This window comes from Enterococcus sp. DIV1337a (assembly GCF_051712285.1).
In the GTDB taxonomy this organism is placed as follows: domain Bacteria; phylum Bacillota; class Bacilli; order Lactobacillales; family Enterococcaceae; genus Enterococcus; species Enterococcus faecalis.
Genome location: NZ_JBIOOP010000001.1, coordinates 1,671,346 through 1,696,071, shown reverse-complemented (window position 1 = coordinate 1,696,071; position 24,726 = coordinate 1,671,346). Strand labels below are relative to the sequence as shown.

Annotated in this window: 18 protein-coding genes; 17 read left to right on the top strand and 1 reads right to left on the bottom strand. The window is 34.8% G+C overall.

Annotated elements, in window-relative coordinates; all coding sequences use genetic code 11:
- Positions 1-3 precede the first annotated feature (3 nt).
- The 12 genes from IGL49_RS08110 to IGL49_RS08055 all read left to right on the top strand — a co-directional run bounded on the left by IGL49_RS08110 (position 4) and on the right by IGL49_RS08055 (position 17,937).
- Positions 4-2,145, top strand: a complete 2,142-nt coding sequence (locus IGL49_RS08110) for a glycosyltransferase family 2 protein (RefSeq protein WP_104853731.1) — start codon at positions 4-6, stop codon at positions 2,143-2,145.
- Positions 2,146-4,149, top strand: a complete 2,004-nt coding sequence (locus IGL49_RS08105; RefSeq protein WP_162782506.1) for a DUF7657 domain-containing protein — start codon at positions 2,146-2,148, stop codon at positions 4,147-4,149. It abuts the gene before it with no gap.
- Between the two features lie 28 nt (positions 4,150-4,177).
- The gene (locus IGL49_RS08100) at positions 4,178-5,479 is read left to right on the top strand and encodes an EpaQ family protein (RefSeq protein ID WP_104853733.1); all 1,302 of its coding nucleotides are present in this window, start codon (positions 4,178-4,180) and stop codon (positions 5,477-5,479) included.
- Between the two features lie 105 nt (positions 5,480-5,584).
- Positions 5,585-6,982: a sugar transferase gene (locus IGL49_RS08095; RefSeq protein ID WP_104853734.1), complete on the top strand. Its 1,398-nt coding sequence runs from the start codon at positions 5,585-5,587 to the stop codon at positions 6,980-6,982.
- 119 nt (positions 6,983-7,101) lie between these two features.
- Positions 7,102-7,935, top strand: coding sequence for a glycosyltransferase (locus IGL49_RS08090; protein WP_104853735.1), 834 nt, complete (start codon positions 7,102-7,104; stop codon positions 7,933-7,935).
- 15 nt (positions 7,936-7,950) lie between these two features.
- The gene (locus IGL49_RS08085) at positions 7,951-8,793 is read left to right on the top strand and encodes a LicD family protein (protein WP_104853736.1); all 843 of its coding nucleotides are present in this window, start codon (positions 7,951-7,953) and stop codon (positions 8,791-8,793) included.
- Between the two features lie 315 nt (positions 8,794-9,108).
- Positions 9,109-12,252, top strand: a complete 3,144-nt coding sequence (locus tag IGL49_RS08080) for a GW domain-containing glycosaminoglycan-binding protein (protein WP_202585441.1) — start codon at positions 9,109-9,111, stop codon at positions 12,250-12,252.
- Positions 12,253-12,807: 555 nt separating this feature from the next.
- Complete coding sequence (locus IGL49_RS08075; protein ID WP_002378508.1) at positions 12,808-13,512, top strand: IspD/TarI family cytidylyltransferase; 705 nt, start codon at positions 12,808-12,810, stop codon at positions 13,510-13,512.
- A 12-nt stretch (positions 13,513-13,524) separates the two neighbouring features.
- Complete coding sequence (locus IGL49_RS08070; protein WP_104853738.1) at positions 13,525-14,583, top strand: NAD-dependent epimerase/dehydratase family protein; 1,059 nt, start codon at positions 13,525-13,527, stop codon at positions 14,581-14,583.
- Between the two features lies 1 nt (position 14,584).
- Positions 14,585-15,562 (top strand): glycosyltransferase family 2 protein, encoded by a 978-nt coding sequence (locus IGL49_RS08065; protein ID WP_104853739.1) that lies wholly within the window; start codon positions 14,585-14,587, stop codon positions 15,560-15,562.
- Positions 15,563-15,589: 27 nt separating this feature from the next.
- Positions 15,590-17,050 carry an O-antigen polysaccharide polymerase Wzy family protein gene (locus IGL49_RS08060; RefSeq protein WP_002411416.1) on the top strand — a complete coding sequence of 487 codons (1,461 nt, stop codon included), beginning with the start codon at positions 15,590-15,592 and terminating at the stop codon, positions 17,048-17,050.
- On the top strand, positions 17,047-17,937 hold the full coding sequence (locus IGL49_RS08055) for a hypothetical protein (protein ID WP_104853740.1): 891 nt from the start codon (positions 17,047-17,049) through the stop codon (positions 17,935-17,937). Before IGL49_RS08060 ends, IGL49_RS08055 begins: the two co-directional genes overlap by 4 nt.
- A gap of 396 nt (positions 17,938-18,333) precedes the next feature.
- Here the strand turns inward: IGL49_RS08055 and IGL49_RS08050 are convergent, their stop codons facing one another.
- Positions 18,334-19,881 carry an oligosaccharide flippase family protein gene (locus IGL49_RS08050; RefSeq protein WP_104853742.1) on the bottom strand — a complete coding sequence of 516 codons (1,548 nt, stop codon included), beginning with the start codon at positions 19,879-19,881 and terminating at the stop codon, positions 18,334-18,336.
- Positions 19,882-20,092: 211 nt separating this feature from the next.
- Here IGL49_RS08050 and IGL49_RS08045 point away from each other — a divergent pair, with 211 nt between their 5' ends.
- From IGL49_RS08045 to IGL49_RS08025, 5 genes are all read left to right on the top strand, one after another.
- Entirely contained in the window at positions 20,093-21,043 is a 951-nt protein-coding gene (locus tag IGL49_RS08045) for a GDP-mannose 4,6-dehydratase (protein WP_104853743.1), read from the top strand.
- A gap of 158 nt (positions 21,044-21,201) precedes the next feature.
- Positions 21,202-21,948, top strand: a complete 747-nt coding sequence (locus IGL49_RS08040; RefSeq protein ID WP_104853744.1) for a glycerophosphodiester phosphodiesterase — start codon at positions 21,202-21,204, stop codon at positions 21,946-21,948.
- The gene (gene miaA, locus IGL49_RS08035) at positions 21,949-22,878 is read left to right on the top strand and encodes a tRNA (adenosine(37)-N6)-dimethylallyltransferase MiaA (protein ID WP_104853745.1); all 930 of its coding nucleotides are present in this window, start codon (positions 21,949-21,951) and stop codon (positions 22,876-22,878) included.
- A 3-nt stretch (positions 22,879-22,881) separates the two neighbouring features.
- On the top strand, positions 22,882-24,123 hold the full coding sequence (gene hflX / locus IGL49_RS08030) for a GTPase HflX (protein WP_104853746.1): 1,242 nt from the start codon (positions 22,882-22,884) through the stop codon (positions 24,121-24,123).
- 202 nt (positions 24,124-24,325) lie between these two features.
- Positions 24,326-24,709, top strand: a complete 384-nt coding sequence (locus tag IGL49_RS08025) for a MerR family transcriptional regulator (protein WP_002388239.1) — start codon at positions 24,326-24,328, stop codon at positions 24,707-24,709.
- Positions 24,710-24,726: the final 17 nt, after the last annotated feature.

Genomic DNA, 24,726 nt, shown 5'->3' with positions numbered 1-24,726 from the left:
CACATGAATGAAGACATTAAGGTGATCTTTGATAGTATCTATCGCGACAAGACAACGAATAATTTAACCATTACGGGTTGGGCGTTAGATACAATCACTAAAGAAAGCCCAACTTTCACAATTAATAATGAAAACCAAGTGTCCGCTTATAACATTCAGCGCGTTTTACGTGAAGATGTTAATCAAATTTATCAAACAGAGCCTGCGATTGAAGCTGGCTTTGTTGTTACACTTGAAGGAATTAAACAAAAAAAAGTACTCCCTTTTCATTTTCAATCATCAGCACATGTTGTAACGGTGGATTTTCCCTTGAATAAAAAATATCCAGTGATTCCGGGGACAGAAGATAAAGTGACTCGTCTTTGGATAAAAGCCAAAAAAGGATTTAAATATATGGCTAAAAATGGTATTTCTCACACCATTCAACGAGCGAAAATTGAGAAACTAAGAAATCAAGCTTCATATCCTAACTGGTTAGCTAGAAATGAAGTGCTAGACATAGAAGCGATGACACAAGAAATCGCAACATTTCATTATCAACCTAAAATTTCCATTGCGATGCCAGTGTATAATGTTGAAGAAAAATGGCTTCGGTTATGCATTGATTCTATTTTGAATCAAGTCTATACTAACTGGGAATTATGTATGGCCGATGACGCCTCAACAGATCCTAATGTCAAAAAGATTTTAACAGAGTACCAACAATTGGATGAGCGAATTCGGGTCGTCTTTCGTGAACAAAATGGTCATATTTCAGAAGCAACCAACTCTGCTTTAGCGATTGCTACCGGAGAATTTGTCGCCTTACTAGACAACGATGATGAATTAGCAATCAATGCTTTTTATGAAGTGGTTAAAGTGCTTAATGAAAATCCAGAACTGGATTTAATTTATAGTGATGAAGATAAGATTGACATGGATGGAAATCGTTCTGATCCAGCCTTTAAACCAGATTGGTCACCTGATTTACTTTTAGGAACCAATTACATTTCGCATTTAGGCGTGTATCGTCGGAGTATTCTAGAAGAAATTGGCGGGTTTCGAAAAGGTTACGAAGGTTCTCAAGACTACGATTTAGTCTTAAGATTTACTGAAAAAACGACAAAAGAACGCATCACACATATTCCGAAAGTTCTTTACTATTGGCGGATGCTTCCAACCTCAACAGCAGTGGATCAGGGCTCCAAAGGCTATGCTTTCGAAGCGGGTCTAAGAGCCGTGCAAGATGCGCTCGTTCGTCGAGGAATTAATGGCCATGCAATGCATGGGGCGGCGAATGGCTTATACGATGTTTATTATGACATTGAATCTGAAAAGTTAGTCTCAATTATTATTCCAACTAAAAATGGCTATAAAGATGTGCAACGTTGTGTTTCATCGATTATTGAAAAAACAACCTACCAAAATTATGAGATTATTATGGCTGACAATGGAAGTACAGATCCGAAAATGCACGAATTGTATGCAGAATTTGAACAACAATTACCTGGCCGCTTTTTCGTTGAAGCAATCGATATTCCATTCAATTTCTCAACTATTAACAATCGTGCAGCGAAAAAAGCGCACGGAGAGTATTTGTTATTTTTAAATAATGATACCGAAGTGATTACAGAGAATTGGTTAACTTTGATGGTTTCATTTGCTCAGCAAGAACGGATTGGCTGTGTAGGCGCGAAATTATTGTATCCAAATAATACAGTCCAACACGCAGGCGTTATTTTAGGCTTAGGTGGCGTCGCTGGGCATGGTCATTATGGTTATCCCCATGGTGACTTAGGCTATTTTGGTCGGTTAGCTATTAATGTCAATTATTCAGCTGTTACTGCCGCATGCTTACTTATGAAAAAAGCAGATTTTGACGCAGTTGGTGGTTTTGAAGAAGCCTTTACAGTAGCTTTCAATGATGTTGATTTATGCCTGAAAGTCCAAGCTTTAGGACGTGACAATGTTTGGCTTCATGAAGCAGAGCTTTATCATTTTGAATCTCAAACTCGTGGATATGATGATAAAGGCAAAAAGAAAAAACGTTTTGAACAAGAAAAAGTGATGATGGAAGAAAAATGGGGACCTTTAATTGAAAATGATCCATTTTATAATCCTAATCTGACAAGGGATATTCCCAACTTTTCATTACGAATTGACTAGATGCAATTGCGGATGACGAAATGGAGCGAAAAGATGGAACAACAACTAACTACAAGAAAAGAAAAACAACCATTACGCAACCAAGCTGAGCAGAGCGCTCGCTTGGTTGATCATTTGTTACGCTGGCGCTATCTGCTAGCGGCAGTCATTTTTATTTTACTGGTCGCCTTGAAAGTCCATGGTAGTTCATTAAACATGTGGGATGCGTATGTTTCTGAATATGCAGATGGTCAAAAAAGTTCATTAATTGCTGGTGAACCAAGAGGTGTTCGCTCGGATGAATGGCTCGTTCAAACCCCATTTAGCCTCTCGCAAACACAAACAGGTTTGAAAACACATAATGATGTGATTACGTTAAATGGGCAAGACATGGTGGTAGGCTATAATTCGCCAGCGTGGAATTTGGCCACGTTAGCGAAACCTTTTACGTGGGGCTACGTGCTGCTAGGTAAAGAATATGGCTTATCTTGGTATTGGAATCTTAAATTAATTGGCTTAATTTTATTCTCTTTTGAAATTGGCTTGATCGTCACACGGCGGAATAAATATTTAGCTTTGTTAGCAAGTGTTTGGATTCCGTTTTCTTCGGCCCTTCAATGGTGGTTTGTCTCGCCAGTCGGAGATTTAGTATTTTTTGGCTTAGGTTTTTTAGTGGGAATTTATAATTATTTCTATTATCATAGTAGTGTTCGACGTCGCGTTATTTGTGCGATAACGGCTGTTATTATGGCCTCAGGATTTGTTTTAGTGATTTATCCTGCGCTACAAGTACCACTTGGTTATTTGATTTTATTATTTTTGATTTTATTCTTTTTAGAATTTCGTAAAAAAATTAAGTTGGATAAGTGGGATGGGGTCCTGATAGGTGGGGCACTCTTGATGACGGCGATTATTGTTGGCGGCTCGCTATATGGCTCGTTGGATTCCTTAAAAGCAGTAATGGATACCGCTTATCCAGGAAAACGGGTGAGTTTAGGTGGCGATATGCCCAAACGTGATATTTTGTTATTTTTAACAAACTGGAAAATGCCGTTTCAAGATGTTCCGTATTCCAATAATTCGGAAATCAGTAGTTTTTATCAATTATTTTTTGTTATTTTGCCGCTCTCACCATTTATTTTTTATAAAAAAATCAAAGAAAACATTTACGGTTTTGTCTTATTCGTGTATTGTTTATTTAACTTAGTTTGGATGAGCGTGCAATTTCCAACAATTTTTGCTAAGGTCACATTGTGGTCTTATGTGCCAGAACAACGGGCGATGTTATCCTTTGGGTTTGCCGCTGTGTTGTTGAGTTTATGGTTCATCGATTATTTATGGAATCGTCAAGCAAAAATTCCAATGATGGCCTGGTTAGGGGCGCTAGGATTAAATGTTGTTCTGTATTTCTTTGTTTTATATACAGGCAATTTACGGTTATACGTTACACGAATGGACATCATTGGTGTCTTGGTTGTCGCTACCGTTTTAATTGTTGCTTTATTTAAACGTTGGCGCACGTTATTTGTCCTTGTCTTATTAGGGATCATTATGGTTTCTGGTGCCTTTGTTAATCCAATTTCTCGAGGTGTTTCTGCTGTCTATGGAAAAAAATTAGCAGTAGAAGTGGAAGAGATTAACAAAAAAGACCCCAACCAATTGTGGGTGGGCGAACGCTTGATGTATGGTTATTTGCCAATGTTAGGCGTGCATACATTTAACGGTGTTGCTTTTACACCTGACTTAGAGGCTTGGAAACCATTAGATCCAAAAGGAAAAGACACATTTATTTATAATCGCTATGCGCATATCAATGTTGAAGTAGGAAATCAAACACCTGTTTTAGAGTTGATGCAAAAAGATGCGATTATTGCTCGTTTATCTCCAGAAAAATTAAAAGAATATGGGATTAAATATGCGGTCGTTTATAAACCATTAGAACCGTTAGACACACCAACGATTCATTTTGAAAAATTATATGGACCTGATCAGAACGGGGCATATATTTATCGAATAAACGACTAGTGATTCATTCATGGAATGAGGTTTGAATATGGGAAAAGTATTGAATAGAATCGGTCGACTTATTTTATTATTAACAATGATCGGCTCGTATACGATGTGGGTCGTAGGAATTGACGCGCCAGTCACAAAATATATGTATGCCAATAGTTCGATTTTATTATTAATAGCAGTAATACTTGTACTGCTATTAAATTGTACAAAATTAAAATTTATTGACTGGCTGACCATAGCGTTGGCGCTAGCCACCTGGCTCTTGTTTCATTTTACGGAATCGATCCGTCATAGCACGATGCAAACAGATACAATGATTCCTTTAATTATTTTGTTGGTCCTTTGTTTCAAAGTTTGTGTCTTTGACCGCTTGGATCAAACGCTTTTATTAATTGTCTCTTTAATTGCTTTGAGTGCGACTTTGTATCGGATGTCCGTGGAGTTGCCACAATTGATTCCAGCAGACGAAATTTTTAAAGAATCAAATAAACTGGAAAGTATTTGGATTAATACCAATACGATTGGTGCAACGTTGATATTTTCAACAATGATGGCCAGCAGTTTGATCAAAGCATATAGAAATAAGGTTTTTAACTTGCTGCTTTTACCTGTATACATTGGTGGTGTTTTAGGTACATGGGTCAGCCAATCAAAAACCTCTTTTGCCATTTTAGTTGGTTTTATTCTGGTGGATAATCTTTTACCAAAACGTTTCTTGCAACGTTCGAAAGTTTGGTTGTTTAGTTTTGTTGGAGTAGCCGCATTGGGACCGTTGTTATTTTACTTATGTGCAGAATCGGATACTGTTGATTTATTTACAGGAAGAGAACGAATTTGGCATGAGTTTTTTGCTAAATGGTTATCTGATCCTCAACATATTAAAGTCGGTATGGAGCCTTTTGTGGCTTCATGGAAACCGCTGGGGACACATAATGCTTTCCTATTTACGTTAAGTAGTTTTGGCGTCATTGGCTATCTGATTTTATTTGGTTTTTTAGTCAGTATGATTTTATTGATTGGTTTCCGCAAAAAAATATTGGATCGTTTGCAAGTTAGTTTACTTTTAGGCTTCCTTTTAATCTGGATTCATTCATTTATGGAAGATATTTTATTAGCGCCTCATTGGATGCCAATTGTTTATAGTTTCCTTGGGCTAGCCTTCTACTTCCGGCCAGAGAAAAAACGAGGAAGACATGAAAGACCAACGATGCCTAAAAGAAGAAAACGAGTGAAACAAATAAGTCCTATTAGCAATGAAGAGCGCCCAATAGCACCTGTTGACGAAGAGGGCTGGGACCAACCTGAAGAATTAAGTCGTGTCCAAAGACATCGCAGATAATTTTCATCCTATAGAACTTTCTTGTCCGCTGACATTATGGTAATATAGGGATTGCGTGTTATTACAAATAATGTAATTACTGGAAGTGAAGAGAGGAAGTTTTTAATGACATCAAAAAGTGAATGGAGTAATGCAAGACGGATTGTAATTATTTTAGCAGACGTTTTGCTCTATAATTTATCAATCATCTTAGGATTTATAATGAAATTTGGCCGAGCAATACCATCATTTAACTTTGTGGCTTATGAAAAATCTGCAATTTACATTTCAATCTTTTTTATCTTTTTAAATTTATTGTTAGGTGCGTATATTTTTTATAATCGCAAAATTAGTGACATCATTTTTGTCACGGTGATTGGTCAAATTTTAATGACATTAACGATTATGATTGTGACATTTGCCGGACGTTGGTTTACGTTCCCGCGTTCTGTTTTAGGATATTCCTTTATAATCGGAATTATTGTTCTAAGTCTTTGGCGAATTCTTGTTTATTATCTTTACTTAAAGGTCAGCAATGAGCGAAAAGTGGTCTTATTAGGTAAAGAAAATCAAGTCATGCGGTCAATTCAAAACTTTATGTCTGATAAAAATAACAAGCATAAAGTAACGAGCGTTGTTGTCAGCAATTACTATGAAAACTTAAAAAAAATTATCGATGAAATCGATATTGTTTATATTTCAAGTAATGTTGATGAGAACGAAAAAGTAAAATTGTATCAATTAATTGTCAAACACAAGAAAAAAATCTTTTTAGATACAAGTTTTGAGAATCTAATTATGTTAAAACCGAACATGATGAACTTTGAAGATGAAAGTATTATCGAAGTTTCAAATTTTGAAATCCAACCAGAAGAGAATTTTATTAAACGTTTATTCGATATATTAGTCTCAGTTTGCCTATTTGTGATTACCTCACCCTTAATGCTTATTGCAGCAATTTTAGTCAAAGCAACCTCACCGGGACCAGTGATTTACAAACAAACTCGGATTACATTAGATCAACGTGAGTTCTCAATTTTAAAATTTAGAACGATGTCGGCAACAGCGGAAGCAAAATCAGGTCCCGTCTTATCTACAAGTAACGACAGTCGCGTCACTACAGTTGGTAAATACTTGCGTGCTTTACGTATTGATGAGTTGCCACAATTAATCAATGTTATTCGCGGGGACATGTCCATTGTCGGACCACGTCCTGAACGACCATTCTTTGTTGATCAATTTAATCAGGAAAACCCGAATTACTATTTACGTCACAATGTACGTGCGGGGATTACCGGCTATGCCCAAGTTTATGGGAAGTATGCTTCTGACTACAATAGTAAATTGAACTTTGATTTACTGTACATTAAGAATTATTCGTTACTATTGGATATGAAAATTCTGCTTCAAACCATCAAAATTCTCTTTGATAAAGTATCATCAAGAGGATTAGATGAGTCTGAAGAACGTGAAGAATTGACGATGGATTATTGTAAAGAGAACGCTATTAGAATTTACCGTTAAGAGGAGCTGTGGCTCCTCTTTTTTTGAAAAAAAGAGAGACTTCTAACAAAGCTTGAAAAATCAGGTATTCTATGTAAAAATATACAAGCGTGGATGAAAAAAGAAATAGGGGTGAAGAAATGGAAAAGGTACCAGTAAGTGTCTTGCTTTCCATTTATATAAAAGAGCGTCCTGAATATGTTATTGCATGTTTAGACAGTATTTTTAATCAAACTGTAAAAGTTGATGAAATAGTATTAGTAGAAGATGGTCCTGTAACTGAAGAAATGACAGGCATTATAGATAAATATAAAGAAACGCATCCAGAAGTGCTTCATGTTTTACCTCTAGAAAGAAATGTTGGTTTAGGTAAAGCGTTGGCAGAAGGGGTTAAAGCTTGTCGTAATGACCTGATTGCACGAATGGATGCAGATGATATTATGAAGACGGATCGGATTGAAAAGCAGTGGCAATTATTCCAAAAAAATCCTAACTTGGTGATTGTCGGTTCTAACATTATCGAATTTGAAGGGAATATAGAAAATGTTTTAGGTTATCGTAACCTTCCCAGTTCTAATGAGGATATTCGGGAATTTTCCAAAAGAAGAAACCCGTTTAACCATATGACTGTCATGTATAAGAAGTCAGACATTTTAGAGGTTGGTAACTATCTGCCAATGTCAGGATTTGAAGATTATTATTTATGGGTACGATTATTGAAAAACGGAAAGGAAGCGCAAAACCTTTCTGAACATTTAGTCTATGCTCGAACAGGCAGTGATATGTACGCACGGCGTGGTGGTTGGCAGTATTTTAAGTCAGGACTAAAAGGACGCAAAGCAATCTATCAAGCAGGACTTGGTAGTTTTAAAGATTTTTTTGTGAGTTCCAGTGCGCATGTTGTCGTAAGTTTGATGCCAAATACTTTACGAGGTAAATTTTATGAGAAGTTTTTAAGGAAAGAAAAAGATTAAGATTGAGGTAAAATTATGCAAGAGATGTCCCAGACAGATTTAAAAGAAATACAAGCTGTAACATTAACCATGTCCAAATATTTTGTTCAATTTTGTCAAGAAAATAATTTGTTATGTTATTTCTGTGGCGGCGGTTGTATTGGCGCTGTGCGCAGTCAAGGATTTATCCCGTGGGATGATGATTTGGATTTTTTTATGCCACGACCAGACTATGAAAAATTAAAAAAGCTATGGCCGCAGAAAGCAGACACAAATAGATATCCACTATTAGTTGCTTCTAAAACATATAATGATCATAATTCATTTATTACTATTAGAGATACTGCCACTACTTTTATTAAGCCCTATCAAGAGGATTTAGATATCCCTCATGGTTTACCAATTGATATTTTTCCGTTAGATGGTGCGCCAGAAGGAAAATTGCGAAGAAAAATTCAAAAGTTTTGGGCACTGATTTATGCTTTATTTTGTTCGCAAGTTGTTCCAGAAAAACATGGTGGTCTTATGGCTACAGGAAGCAAGGTTTTATTAGGGATTTTTTCTTCAAGCAAAATTCGCTATCATATTTGGCGCTTCGCTGAAAAAAGAATGACTAAGTATTCCTTTGGCTCAACTCCTTATGTTACAGAATTATGTGTTGGACCACGCTACATGGGTAATATTTATCATTTGGAAGATTTTAAATCGGCTATTTTTGTTCCATTTGAAGATACAAAAATGCCAATACCTGTGGGATACAATCGCTACTTAACACAGGTTTTTGGGGATTATCTGCAATTGCCACCAGAGGAAGATCGACAACCTCATCATGAAGCGCTAATTGTTGATGCCAAAAAATCGTATACAGAATATATTTAAAAATTTCAATTATTTATACTGAGGCTGAACGTTATCAATAAATAGCGTTCAGCATTTTGTTGTAAAAAATAAATAACACAATCAATGTAATAAAAAGATAAAATTTAGAAATAAAATAGTAAAAAAAAGTTAGCAAGATTTTCTTGACGTAAGCTGAAATTTATTAGAAAATTATTTGAAACTAGCGTTCATTCTAATCAGCTTTGAGAAATTTCAATTTTAAAAGTAAAAAATTGTTGGTTTCAGATAAAATTTACATACTATAATTGAATGAGGATTAATCGTAAAGAATACGTAAAAAGAAGGGTAAAAAAAATGAAGAGAATAAATAAAATATCTGTTATTACAATGCTAATGTTGATAACATTGGTTCCTAGTTCATCAATAGTGTATGCAATTGATGCATCAAGTAGTGAAAGTGCGGAAGGAGTAATTTCTGCTGATACAGTAGAAACACTAAACTCTACATCATCTAGTGAGGAAACTTCGATAGAAAATTCTTCTAGCACCTCATCATCAGTTCCTCTGGAAACAAAAAATAGTCTGGACACGAGTGGTACTACAGACACTCGGCAATCAAAAGATGCTGAAGAAACTTCGGAAACGACTAATTCTTCAGAAGCTAATAAGAAAGATGAAGACGAAATCGTAATAACAGAGGATATGAACAAACCTATGGGATCAGGAATGAAAGGAACGAGAAGAAAAAGAGCCGCATATGCCTACGGTGATCCTATTAGCATAACAGAGGCAAATCGTCCCCCAAAAAACTTTATTGATGTATCTTCTTGGAATGGTAGTTTAAGTGTAGCAAATTATCAAACTATGAAAAGTTATGGAATAGGCGGAGTGGTCGTTAAAATGACCGAAGCGACAACTTATCAAAATCCAGAAAGATTTGCACAAGTTCAAAATGCAAATGCAGTAGGAATAAAAGTATCCGCCTATCACTATAGTCACTTTACAACAAAAGATCAGGCAATAAAAGAAGCAAACTACTTTGCCGATACAGCAATCAATACTGGATTACCAAAAGACACTTTAATGATTAATGATGCAGAAGAAGGTAGCATGAATAATGGACAATTGACAGCTAATTCAATTGCTTTTGCCAATCAATTAAAAGCAAGAGGCTTTACGAATGTATTACATTATTCAATGGCAGCTTGGTTTACAGAAGGAGTTTTATCGCCGACACAACTAGGGACTGAAAATATTTGGATTGCTCAGTATCCTTTTGAACCGACTGCAGATCAGTTATGGCACAAAAACGAAGGTTATGCAGCATGGCAATGGTCTTCATTATTAACGATTCCAGGTGTTAATATTGGCGTCGGTGTGTTTGATATTAATGCTGATTACACTGGACGATTTACATCTAGTAACGAAAAACAATATGATGTAATTTTAGATGAAAAACAATATGATTACATGGCAAAAGTAAAACCAGCAGCTGAATCAGGAAAACATGGCGTGTTTAATGGGATTATGAATACCGCTCCTGAGATTGTTAATATCGGTATGGGAGATAAATATGCGAACCAAAGCGTTCATATCATAGGATATGCCAAAACAAGTCGGACGGAGTTACTCCATTTTACAGTAGGTGGAAAAGATGTAGGCTGGATGGATAAACGAGCATTTACAGCTACATTAGATAAAGCCACTTATAGTAAAATGAGTCGCAAAGCTAAAATAGGCGATGTAGCAGTTTCATCGAAGCATGGATTATATACAAAACCAAATAATACAGCAGAAGATGGAGAGAAAATAGGCTTAGGCTCTCTATATGCAAATCAAAATGTGCAGATCATTCAATCCGCTAAACTATCAACAGGTGTTACAGCTTATCAATTTCAAATAAATGGACAAACAATCGGTTGGTTGGATAGTCGCGCCTTCAGCAATGTGTATGATGAGCTACTAGATGAAAAACAATATGATTACATGGCAAAAGTAAAACCAGCAGCTGAATCAGGAAAACATGGCGTGTTTAATGGGATTATGAATACCGCTCCTGAGATTGTTAATATCGGTATGGGAGATAAATATGCGAACCAAAGCGTTCATATCATAGGATATGCCAAAACAAGTCGGACGGAGTTACTCCATTTTACAGTAGGTGGAAAAGATGCAGGCTGGATGGATAAACGAGCATTTACAGCTACATTAGATAAAGCCACTTATAGTAAAATGAGTCGCAAAGCTAAAATAGGCGATGTAGCAGTTTCATCGAAGCATGGATTATATACAAAACCAAATAATACAGCAGAAGATGGAGAGAAAATAGGCTTAGGCTCTCTATATGCAAATCAAAATGTGCAGATCATTCAATCCGCTAAACTATCAACAGGTGTTACAGCTTATCAATTTCAAATAAATGGACAAACAATCGGTTGGTTGGATAGTCGCGCCTTCAGCAATGTGTATGATGAGCTACTAGATGAAAAACAATATGATTACATGGCAAAAGTAAAACCAGCAGCTGAATCAGGAAAACATGGCGTGTTTAATGGGATTATGAATACCGCTCCTGAGATTGTTAATATCGGTATGGGAGATAAATATGCGAACCAAAGCGTTCATATCATAGGATATGCCAAAACAAGTCGGACGGAGTTACTCCATTTTACAGTAGGTGGAAAAGATGCAGGCTGGATGGATAAACGAGCATTTACAGCTACATTAGATAAAGCCACTTATAGTAAAATGAGTCGCAAAGCTAAAATAGGCGATGTAGCAGTTTCATCGAAGCATGGATTATATACAAAACCAAATAATACAGCAGAAGATGGAGAGAAAATAGGCTTAGGCTCTCTATATGCAAATCAAAATGTGCAGATCATTCAATCCGCTAAACTATCAACAGGTGTTACAGCTTATCAATTTCAAATAAATGGACAAACAATCGGTTGGTTGGATAGTCGCGCCTTCAGCAATGTGTATGATGAGCTACTAGATGAAAAACAATATGATTACATGGCAAAAGTAAAACCAGCAGCTGAATCAGGAAAACATGGCGTGTTTAATGGGATTATGAATACCGCTCCTGAGATTGTTAATATCGGTATGGGAGATAAATATGCGAACCAAAGCGTTCATATCATAGGATATGCCAAAACAAGTCGGACGGAGTTACTCCATTTTACAGTAGGTGGAAAAGATGCAGGCTGGATGGATAAACGAGCATTTACAGCTACATTAGATAAAGCCACTTATAGTAAAATGAGTCGCAAAGCTAAAATAGGCGATGTAGCAGTTTCATCGAAGCATGGATTATATACAAAACCAAATAATACAGCAGAAGATGGAGAGAAAATAGGCTTAGGCTCTCTATATGCAAATCAAAATGTGCAGATCATTCAATCCGCTAAACTATCAACAGGTGTTACAGCTTATCAATTTCAAATAAATGGACAAACAATCGGTTGGTTGGATAGTCGCGCCTTTAAAATATAGAATAAGTTTATAAAGGTAACGAACAAACAATCTATCGAGGTTCTTTGTCAAATAGTATTGGTAAATAAAAATAGTGAAACATCGTAAAAGTCAGAGGAGAAAACCCTCTGGCTTCTTCATTTTTTATTAAGTGATTCTTATTATGAAATTATTTTTTCTCAAACATATGGTTATGGTCTATTTAACGTATTTGAATAAAAAATAGTATTTTCTGAAATACTTGTATCCGCGACAAATGGCATTTAAGCCGATTTTTACTCACTTCTAAATACGGCTTGAGTTCTACTATTTGAATTCTACAGAATTTTGAGATGTTTTTTGTAAATCAAAAAGTATAGAGTTTTTATCGTTTGTCCGTAATTTTTTTATTAAAATAACGAATAAAAATATTTACAGTTCGATTAAGGTCTACGATAAATTATTGAAACTTACTGTTAGTTATGAGAAAATGTAAAAGATTGAATGCAGTTTTGGCTGTATTGATGAATATATAAGTTAAACAAAATTGAAAATAAAACTAGTTATTGACTAGTTAGGGAAAGGATTTTGTATCAAATGATTACAGCTTTAATTATTGCCGGTGGGGTCGGTAAACGAATGGGGCAGGAAATTCCTAAACAATTTATTATGGTAGAGGAAAAACCGATAATTATCTACACATTGGAATCTTTTCAAAAGCATCCACTCATTGATCGAATCTTAGTTGTGTGTAAAAAAGGTTGGGAACAAACACTAGATGCCTATGCAAAAGAGTACCATATTGACAAATTACAATGGATTATTCCAGGAGGAAATTCTGGTCAAGAATCAATTAACAATGGGGTTAATTTCTTAAAAGAACATTCAAACCCAGAAGATACTATTGTTATCCATGATGGGATTCGTCCATTAGTTGATGAATTAGTTTTATCTGATGTAATTGTTAAATGTCAAGAATACGGCAATGCAGTAACTTCATTGCCATACAATGAACAAATTTTTGTGAAAGAAACTGAGGAAACAACTCGACAATATATTAATCGTGAAACCTTACGTCGCGTGTCAACACCACAAGCCTATAAATTTGAAAAATTAACTTGGGCCTACGAAAAAGCATTCCGTGAGAATATTGGTATTTCTGAATCGTCATACACAAATACTATGATGGTGGATTTAGGCGAAACATTATACTTTGCTTTAGGCTCAGATAAAAACATTAAGTTAACCACACAAGATGACTTACAGTTATTTAAAGGCTTCTTGAAAATGAAAGAAGAGTAGTGGAGGGATACCATGTTATTTACAGACGATAATTATTTATCAGAAGTTGAACGAGTTTTAGAGAAGACACCAGATTGGACGAAAGTAACTAATAAATCTGTTTTTATAACTGGTGCTTCAGGCATGATTGGGACCTTTTTAATTGATGTGCTTATGTACCAAAATAAAACGAGAAATGCGAATATTTCAATCTGGGCGATGGGACGAACATTGTCGCGTTTAGAAGAGCGATTTACTAGTTATCTAGAAGATCCGTTATTCCATATAGTTATCGGAGATGTCACAGAAGAAATTCAGATAGCAGAAGCTTGTGACTATGTGTTGCATTGTGCTAGTAATACACATCCTAAATCATATGCCAGTGATCCAATTGGGACGATTATGACCAATATTGCTGGTACGCAGCATATTTTAGATTATGCGGTCAAAGCGGGTAGTGAAAAAGTGTTATTTTTATCAACTGTTGAAATCTATGGAGAAAATCGTGGAGATGTTGATAAATTTACAGAAGACTATTGCGGTTATATTGACTGTAACACGCTACGGGCCGGTTATCCCGAAGGAAAACGAGCAAGTGAATCATTATGTCAAGCCTATATTCAAAAATATGGTATTGATGTTGTTATTCCAAGAATTAGTCGTACTTTCGGGCCTACGATGTTACTTTCGGATAGTAAAGCTTCTTCTCAATTTATTATGAATGCAGTCCATAAAGAAAACATTGTGTTAAAAAGTGCAGGAACCCAACTATATTCTTATGCATACGTTGCAGATATTGTATCTGCTCTTCTGTTTTTATTAGTTAAAGGGCAAAAAGGGGAAGCTTACAATGTTTCAAACGAACATTGCGATATTACGTTACGCACTTTTGCGGAAACATTAGCCAATGTGGCTGGCACAAAAGTGATTCATGGAGAAGCCACCGCCCAAGAAAAACAAGGGTTTTCTAAAGCAACAAAAGCACTACTAGACAATCAAAAAATCTACGCATTAGGTTGGCAGCCACTGTACGACAGTATGGAAGAACCATTAAAACATACAATTAAAATTTTAGAAGGTAGCGGAAATTGATATGCCCAAAATTAGTATTATTGTTCCTGTATACAATGTAGAAAAATATTTAGAAAAATGCGTACGCTCTATTTTAGCTCAAACATTTACTGACTTTGAATTGATTCTGGTGGATGATGGCTCTCCAGACAGTTCTGGAGCAATGTGTGATCAGTTTGCTGAACAAGATGAACGGGTAAAAGTTATCCATAAAGAAAATGGAGGGCTGAGCGATGCTCGTAATGCTGGAATTGAGATCGCGACAGGTGAGTATTTAGGTTTCGTAGACAGTGATGATTACATTGCGGATGATATGTATGAATTATTATATACAAATATCGTAAAAGAAGATGCTGATTTATCAATCTGTGGTATTTATGATGTTTACGAGGGAAAAGAGCCTGTGGAAAAACAACAGCAATATATAGTACTGGATAAAGTAGCAGCAATGAAAATGATTTTAGAAGCTAAAGTTGTATCTGTTCATGCCGTTAATAAGTTATATAAAAAGAAAATTTTTGAAGATATCCGATACCCTGTAGGCATGATTACAGAAGACGGTGCAGTTATTTTATCTATTCTAGAGCATACAGATAAAATTGTTATTGATACGCAACAAAAATATTATTATTTTCACCGCGCCAATAGTATTTCAACCAATCTTTTTTCTAAGAAAGATTTAGATACAATCAATGTTTGGAAAGAAAATGAAAAATATATCTTAGATCGGTATCCTGAATTATCTAATGTTGTTCATACACGCGTATGTTGGGCAAATTTTATTGTTTTAGATAAAATGGTTACTAGTCAGTTAACGGAAGAAGAAAAAATAATTCAAAAAGAGGTTATTTCTTTTTTGAGGAAGAATTTTCTGTTCATTATGAAAAATAAATATTTTACTAAGGCTAGAAAGATAGCCATGTGTGCTCTACAATTTAGTAAGTGTGCGTATTCTTGTTTCCCTAAATTACAAGAAGCAAATAATAAAAAGAATAGTTAAAATTTAAAAAGTTGTTAGGAGAATATTATGAAAAAAAAGCTTAAACTGGATATATATACAATTACTCAAACCATCTGTATAATTGTATCGATTATTCTTTTTTTCTATGGTAAAGCTAAGATGTTGTACAATTGGCAACTATTTGGTGTAATGTTTTTTTGGACAGGCAATTTGGTTTATTCATTTAAAAATTTCGGACAAAAATCAGTTTTTTTCTTTTTTAATATTACTATTTTTGTCTTCTTATTAAGTCGTCCATTTATTAGTTTCTTTCGTAATAGAATTTGGTGGCATTGGGGGTATTCAGGATCAAATTTTGCGATGAATGTTCTGTATCTAACTTTAATTGGTATCTTAATAGGTGCGATGTTATTTCAAAGGTTTGGACTTAAAGATTTTGATTCTAAGCTGGAAAAACAAAAGTATCCTACTTATCGAATATATTTAATGAAATTTAGTTTAGTCTTTTATTTCATAACATTGATTGTAAGTGTTTATGGTGATATGGAAAAACTAATATTTGTACGTAGTACGTCATATGAAGAGTTCTATGCATCTTTTTCTTCGAACTTGCCAACATATGTGCAAGTATTAGGTTTAATGATGCCTTATGTTGTGTGCATTTATTTAGCTTGTATGCCCAAAAAAGGCATTAGTTACGTGGTACTAGGAAGTTATGTGATAAGCTCTTTTCCAACTTTTTTAATGGGACAGCGAGGCCCGTTAATTTTAAAAATTATCTTTGCGTTACTTTATTTTATTATTAGAGACTATTTACAAGATTCTCAAAAATGGATAAGTAAATTTGAAAAAATTGTAATTATTCTAGCGACACCTTTAATGATTGTATTGATGGGGGCATTTAACTATATTAGAGCGAATTCTTCAATTGAAACAAACGGATTTTTTTCATTAATTGTTGATTTTTTCTTCAAACAAGGAACCTCTTTTGATACAATTATATTTGGGCATGATTTTTTGGACAAACTACCATTTATCGATGTAAAAAATTATACATTTGGAAGTTTTATTGATTCTTTTAAGTATGGATTTATTGGTCAAAAGCTATTCAACGGTATCGGATTGCCTAGCACTAATAGTCCGGAAAAAGGCATGATTAGTAATAGTTTGGCACATAATTTGGCATATGTTTATCGTAAAGATGAGTATTTAGCTGGAAATGGAAATGGTTCTTCTTATCTATTAGAAATATTTGCAGATTACGGATATATAGGGGTTTTTATAGCTAGTATTTTATTAGGAATTATTTTGATTTTTCTTGTAGTAAGTTTTAAAAGAAACAATTTGCTTTTATCTACGATTGCATTGATTTGTATTTCTAATATTTTGTTTATTCCACGTAGTGATGCTACTAGCTGGTTACAATTTATTATGAAACCAACATTTATTGCACCAATGATTATATGTTTTGGCAGTTCATTTTTACTTGCTAAGTTGGAGAGGTTAAGGAAGGTAAGTCGTAAATGAAAAAAATAATTGGGACAATTCTAACAGTTATTACAGTAAGTATTTTATTGAGTGGATGTAGTAAAGCAAAATATCCAATTATTCATTTCACTCAAAAGGAATTTGTAGCAGATGGCAACGGTGTTGTAGAGATCAAAGGGCAATTTTTGAATGGTGAACCAGGTACTTTAGAAGCTAACATAAACAGGAAAGCAGGCAAAGTTAAAGTCGATAAAGATCAGAATTTTCATATTCGATACCAAATGGATTCCATTAAAGATACAGATTTTTATTTAGGACTTAAGGATGAAAAGAATCGTATTGCTGTGGGAACAACTAAAATTGATCCTTCTGAAGTAGAAGCTGTCCGAGACGATTTTGAAGTTATAAGAACAAGTGATATCATTAGTTATTTTAATAAATATAATATAAAATTTTTAGACTATAATGAGAACAATGTTGCAGAGTTATCTGGTTTAACTAGTTCTGTAGTTTTTAATGTAGGAACAAGAATGGATGGGACTCCAATAAAAGAAGGTGTGTATTTATTTGAAGACCAAGAGTCTTGGAATAAAGCCAATTTATCGATTTTAGATTGGTGGAATAAAAAAGTATCCAATTCATTAAATAAAAATTATAATGATTTAGATAAAGATTCATCTGTAAATTTTTTATACGGACCTAATTTTATCGATTCAGCAGAAGAAAAAATGATTAAACAAATTGATTTTTTTGATAATAATCGTTTTTTATGGGCATATAGAGATAAAGAGAAATTTTTAATAGTAGTTTCGGATCCAGAATTAACAAATATTGAACGCGGCAAGAGTATGCTTGCCATTCAAAGCTTATTAATAGATAAAACTTTTAGTTTAGACAAGGATGAAGAAGATTCAGAAAGAGGATAATTTAGCAAAAATCTATTGAATTTTGTACACATTATTATCATGTTTAAAGTCTAAGAAATTATTTAAAATAAAAAGACACTCCTGTAACACAAACGAATATAGGAGTGTTTTTTTGCTCTTTGTTAATAAGGGTTGATGAGTTGTAAAAATGAGCCTGGGACAAAAATCCAAAGTGATTTTTGTCCCAGGCTTAAAATTTGATAAAGAGCGGGAGCAGAAGCAATTCTTTCGGAAATAAGCCAAAATTCTCCAAAAATTAAAGAACAATTTTCGGAAATCCCTTCTTATTTCTCGCAGTGAAGCACTTCTGTCCCGACCTCTTGATACGATTCTACAATATTTATTTACTAACATTTAACAAAGAGCTTTTTTTCATCATATAATAAATAAAACGTATTAATGCCTTTTTTTGAGCTTAGTGATAAGGCTGTTAAAAATGCTTATTACAAATTTAAATTCAGCTGTGCGATAAAATAAAATAACGAAGACTATTGCTCCAATAACAATTCCAGCTAAAGATCTCAATATAATACTTAAAAGAGTTGTAGCAGATATCAAACTAAATAATGGATAAGTAGCTAGAATACCTAATCCTAAGGCTATGCAATACTTTAAAGTGACAAACAAATACTTGCCAAATCTATCATGAATACCATATTTTAAGACTACATACGGTTCATACCAAGAAACTGAGGTTAGAGAAGATAAGATAGTGGCTAAAATAACTCCAGCGATACCCATATCGAAAATTAATAAGAAAATTAAAGAAAATACAATGTTTAAAATGGACTCCACAACAGATTTCCATCTTTGAATCCAAGCTAAACCATATGCAGCTATGAATACTTGCGCAGAATTTCTAAAAACACCAATAACAAAGTTTAAGATGATTAAAGTGAAAATGAAATTATCTAGTTGGTAAGAAGAGCCTACCCACCAAGATATGAATGGTTGTATAGATAAAAACATAACAATTGTTGCAAAATAAATCAGAATAAAATTTATAAAATAGTGTCTGAAAAATATTTCACGACCATTTTCTCTGTCATCTGAGACAGCTACGCTTCCAATGCTAGCTGTTATAGAATTAGTAAACTGGTTGAAAATACCTTTAATACTATTTACAATTAACACATAGTTGGAGTAACGCCCTACTGCAGCTAAATTAACAAATATGGAAATTAAGATATTATCTGTACTCAAAACAACGACAGAACCAATTTTATTAGAAAGATTTCCAATGGTATTTTGTTTTAAAATCTTAATAGTTTCTTTATCCAATTTTTTTATTTCTTGATATTGAAATACGTGTTTGTATCTTTTTTTTACTCGCAGAGAAATATCAATGTTTGAAATTACTGTACAAATAATTTGAATAAGTAAATAAAGTGCGTAATTGCCCGTTGTGTATAATACGAACACCTGAATAACTGTAGCGACAACTAAATAAGCAAACGTGTTAATCACATTGAGGTATCCAAGCTGATCTGCATTAAGCAATGAGCGGTTATAAGTAAAGAAATAGCTGAAAACGGAGTTGGCTAAAAATAATAAATATAAAAGCTGAATATTCGGGATACCTACATCTTTACCGACTATCACAGGTAAAAAAGGAATGAGTAAACAACCTATGATACCTATTGCTATACCTATTATATTGTATATTTTTTTATATAGATGCATTAAAGCTTTAATTGTTGCAGTATCCTCTTGTTGCAATGGTTTGTATAATGAGAAAATGATTGAGGTTCCAACACCTAATTCGGCTAATGACAACATACTAAGTATATTTGTAAATAAGCCGTTTAGTCCTAAGTATTCAATTCCTAGAAAGCGAATGAATATCGTTCTAGAAATAAACTGAATTCCTATGGTCAAAATAAATATTATTGTTGAGATGCTAGAATTAATAATAGAATATTCTAAACGTGATTTTTTTTGCATAATGTTCTGTTCTCCTTATTAAAATGGTTCTACTAAGATAAATAAAAACTTTATTCAGTTGCAATCATAACTTAATGAAGAAAGAATATCAATTCTCTAAGAGATTTTTTCGTAATATATTAATAATTGTTATTCGTTAAGGAACGATGTTTTATGGTTAAAAATATGATAAAATACAATAAATTAATCATTTTAGAAAGTAGGGACAAAAGTGGAATCATTCCTAATCACAGGTGGTGCCGGCTTTATCGGCTCAACCTTAGCAAATTATTATAGTAAAGACAGTCAAGTTGTGGTCATTGATGATTTATCAATGGGCCAAACTGAAAATTTAAACACATCTGAAAATATCACGTTCATTGAAGGTAGCGTGACTGATCAACAATTAATGGAAAAAGTACTGCGAGAGTATCAGTTCGATTACATTTTTCACTTAGCCGCGATTGCTAGTGTAGCAGACTCAGTAGCACGTCCAGTGGAAACACACCAAGTGAATTTTGAGAGTGTGTTACAATTACTGGAATTAATTCGGAAATACCAGAAAGATTTAAAACGTTTGGTGTTTGCTTCTTCTGCAGCTGTTTATGGTGATGAGCCAACTTTACCAAAACAGGAAGAATCAGTAATTCGTCCATTAACGCCTTATGCAGTCGATAAATTTGCTTCTGAAAAATATGTGTTAAACTATTGTCATTTATATGATGTTCCAACAAGCGCTGTTCGCTTCTTTAACGTTTATGGGCCAAACCAAAATCCTAATTCGCCTTATTCTGGCGTTATTTCGATTGTGATGGACTCTTACAAACGCTTATTAGCCAATCAAGAAGTGATATTCAATATCTTTGGTGATGGAAAACAATCTCGTGATTTTGTCTTTGTTGAGGACGTGGTTCAAGCGTTGAATCTTGTCGCTCATTCTGACCAATCACTTGGGGAAGTGTATAATGTCGGGACTGGGAAAGCAACCGATTTAAATGAGTTAATTTCTTCTTTAAATGATATTATGAAAGTCACTTTGCCAGTTGAATACAAAGAAGCGCGAGCTGGGGACATCAAAGATTCCTTAGCGGATATATCTAAATTACGTGCCATTGGTTATGAACCGAAATATAGTATTCAATCTGGTTTGGATAAATATGTTAAGTATGAATTAAAAGATTAAGAGAATAAAAAGACGGATTTGAGACTAAATTGTTTATAAGACTTGGAGAGTGGGACATCATCAGTCGCTTTGATTGATGTCCTACTCTTTCTTTTCGTTTCCCGATATTTGAACCCACTTCACTCCAATGGTACAATAAACAAGATTGGAGTGAGAGCATGACAGATATTATTGCACACCGAGGGAGTAAAGGCACCCATCCTGAAAATACGTGTATTGCTTTCAGAGAGGCTGTTCGTGTTGGTGCTGAAGGAATTGAATTAGACGTTCACCTATCTAGAGATGGTTATTTAATCGTTATGCATGATGAAACGGTGGACCGTACGACAGATGGTCATGGTGAAATCCAACAGTTAACATTAAACGAATTAAAACAACTAGATGCTGGAAGCTGGTTTCAGAAAAATCCTTCTGTTCAATGTGTTCCAACATTGGAAGATGTTTTAAATTGTCTTGAAGAAGAACAATTCAATGGTTTTTTGAATATTGAACTTAAAACAGATATTATCCATTATGAAGGAATTGAGAAAAAAGTCGTCCAACAAATGAAGCAAAAAAACTGGCCGTTTCGTTATTTATATTCTAGTTTTTATTTTCCGAGTTTAGTTAAATTAAAAAAAGCTGATCCTAAGATAGAAATTGCCTTTATTTATGAATCTGCAGAGGATTTAAGTCAAGCGGGACCGGCATTCGCGCTTGTCGATAGTTTACATCCAAAAATGTCTTGGGTGTTGGCTCATGAAAAAGAACTTATCACAATTGGCAAACCGCTGCGGCCATGGACTGTTAATCGGATGGAAGAAATGGAAAATTGTTTTCAGCTAAAATTGGCAGGCGTTCATACAGATTTTCCTGAAGAAGCAAAATTTGCTCGTCAAAATTGGCAAGAAGAAGGAGAAACATAATTGGAGAAAGTATTAGTTATTGTAGGACCCACTGCGGTGGGGAAAACAGCATTAAGTATTGCTTTGGCAAAAAAATTTAATGGTGAAATTATTAGCGGTGATTCTATGCAAGTTTATCGCTCGTTAGACATTGGCACCGCTAAAGTCACAGAAACAGAAAAAGAAGGGATTCCTCACTATTTAATTGATTGCCGTGAAGTCAGCGAAACCTATTCTGCTGCTGATTTTCAGAGAGAGGGCCGTCAAAAAATCAAAGAAATTACTGAAAAAGGGAAACTGCCAATTATCGTTGGAGGAACAGGTTTGTATATTCAATCACTTCTTTATGATTTTCAACTAGGAAGTCGTGAGGTAGATGACTCGCCAGAAATTAGAGAAACGTACAATTTATTTGCGGAAGAAAAAGGGAATCAAGCCTTATGGCAGTTATTAAAACAAAAGGATCCTCTAGCGGCTGATAGCATTCATTTTAATAATCGCAAAAAAGTCATTCGTGCATTAGAGGTCTTTGACAAAACAGGTTATAGTATTTTGACCCCGAAGGAAAAACCAGCTCGTCTCTATGATTATTATTTGTTAGGTTTGGAAACAGATCGTACTTTATTATATGAACGCATTAATCAGCGGGTGGATCAAATGATGACAGAAGGGCTGTTGGAAGAAGCAAAACAGATGTTTCAGCAACCACATGCACAAGCAGCTCAAGGTATTGGCTATAAAGAATTTTTCCCATATTTTTCCGGGGAACAATCATTAGAGATCGCAGTTGAAACAGTCAAACAGCAATCGCGACGATATGCCAAACGTCAATTGACTTGGTTTAGAAATCGCATGGTTGCGCATTGGTGGGATTTGGTTCAGCAGCCAACTGATTTGCCCAAGTTGGAAAAAGAAGTAGCGCAATGGCTACAACAGAAGGAGAGTGAGTAGGCGATGACCACTCATGAAAAAGTGATTTTAGTAGGAGTTGAAACGGAAAAAAATTATCAGACATTTTCTGCATCAATGGAAGAGTTGGCTAATTTAACGGAAACCGCTAATGGAGAAGTGGTGTTTGTTTTAACGCAAAAACGACCACAAGTTGATCGACAAACCGTAATCGGTAAGGGGAAATTGGAAGAATTAATTCAATTCACAGATGCCTATGAAGCGGATGTTGTGATTTTTAATCATGAGCTCACACCTCGTCAAAATCAACTGTTATCTGAAGCGTTAGCTGTGCGAGTAATTGATCGTGTACAATTAATTTTGGATATCTTTGCTTTGCGTGCACGCTCCAAAGAAGGAAAGTTACAAGTTGAATTAGCGCAATTGGATTATTTATTGCCTCGCTTGGCTGGTCAAGGAAAACAGTTGTCCCGACTTGGCGGTGGAATTGGGACGCGTGGGCCTGGTGAAACGAAATTGGAGTCGGACCGCCGACACATTCGGAATAAAATCTTAGGTATCCGTCGTGAGTTAAAAGAAGTCACTGCTCATCGTGAACGAAGCCGCCAGAAAAGACAAAATTCAGAACTATTTCAAATTGGCTTGATTGGTTATACCAATGCTGGTAAATCAACCATTCTTAATATGTTAACAACAGCAGGTACTTATTCAGAGGATCAATTGTTTGCAACGTTAGATCCTTTAACCAAAAAATGGCAATTGCCTCAAGGCATGGAAGTTACTCTGACAGATACGGTCGGCTTCATTCAAGATTTACCGACACAGCTGATTGAAGCCTTTCAGTCGACATTGGAAGAAAGTCGAACGATGGATTTACTGCTTCATGTGGTGGATGCAAGTGCGCCAGATCGTTTACAACATGAACGCACAGTTCAAACATTAATTAAAGAATTAGCGTTGGAAAATATTCCATGCTTGACGGTTTATAATAAAAGAGATCAAGTGGACAGTAAAGAATTTGTCCCAACTTTATTTCCCAATGTGTTGATTTCAACTAAAATTCCTGAAGATAAAGAACGACTGGTTCAAGCTATTCGTGCTCAAATGATGGAATTACTAGCGCCTTATCAATTAGAAATTAGTCCAACTGATGGGCAACTATTAAGTGAACTTCGTCGGATGACGCTAATGATTTCAGAAGAATATGCTGAAAATGAAAATCGGTATATCGTGAAAGGCTTTGCGAAAAAAGAGTCTAAATGGTTGGCTGAATCCGAAAGCGAATAGAAAATGGTAAGTTGATTAGAAATGATTTGTTTTTACAAATCATTTCTATTTTTTTAGTTAACAGGAGAAAATCAGCCGTGAAAAGATGGAAAAGTCCATATTTATCAGGTTTTTTGTTTTATGTTAGAAAATCTAACATAAGTTCTTGACAATTTATCGTTCTATTGTTATTCTAAGAAATAACTAAGAGAGGAGGATGGAGATGAGAGAAAAAGAGTTACGCCGTTCCATGTCAGTTTTTCCAATTGGTACAGTCATGAAACTAACGGATTTGACCGCTCGACAAATTCGCTACTACGAAGAACAGGGCTTGATTCATCCAGAACGTAGTGAGGGCAACCGGCGCATGTATTCCTTAAATGATATTGATGTTTTGTTAGAAATTAAAGATTATTTATCTGATGGATTAAACATGGCAGGGATTAAGCGAGTGTATGAAATGAAATTAGAGGAACAAAAAAACACCGCCGAGGCGACTCGTCCGTTAACCGATGCAGATGTTCGTCAGATTTTATACGACGAAATTCTTTCGCAAGGAGGACTTACTCAGCAAAATCCGTTCCAATCGAATGTACCAAGGCTTTAACGTTTCAGCAGCCAATA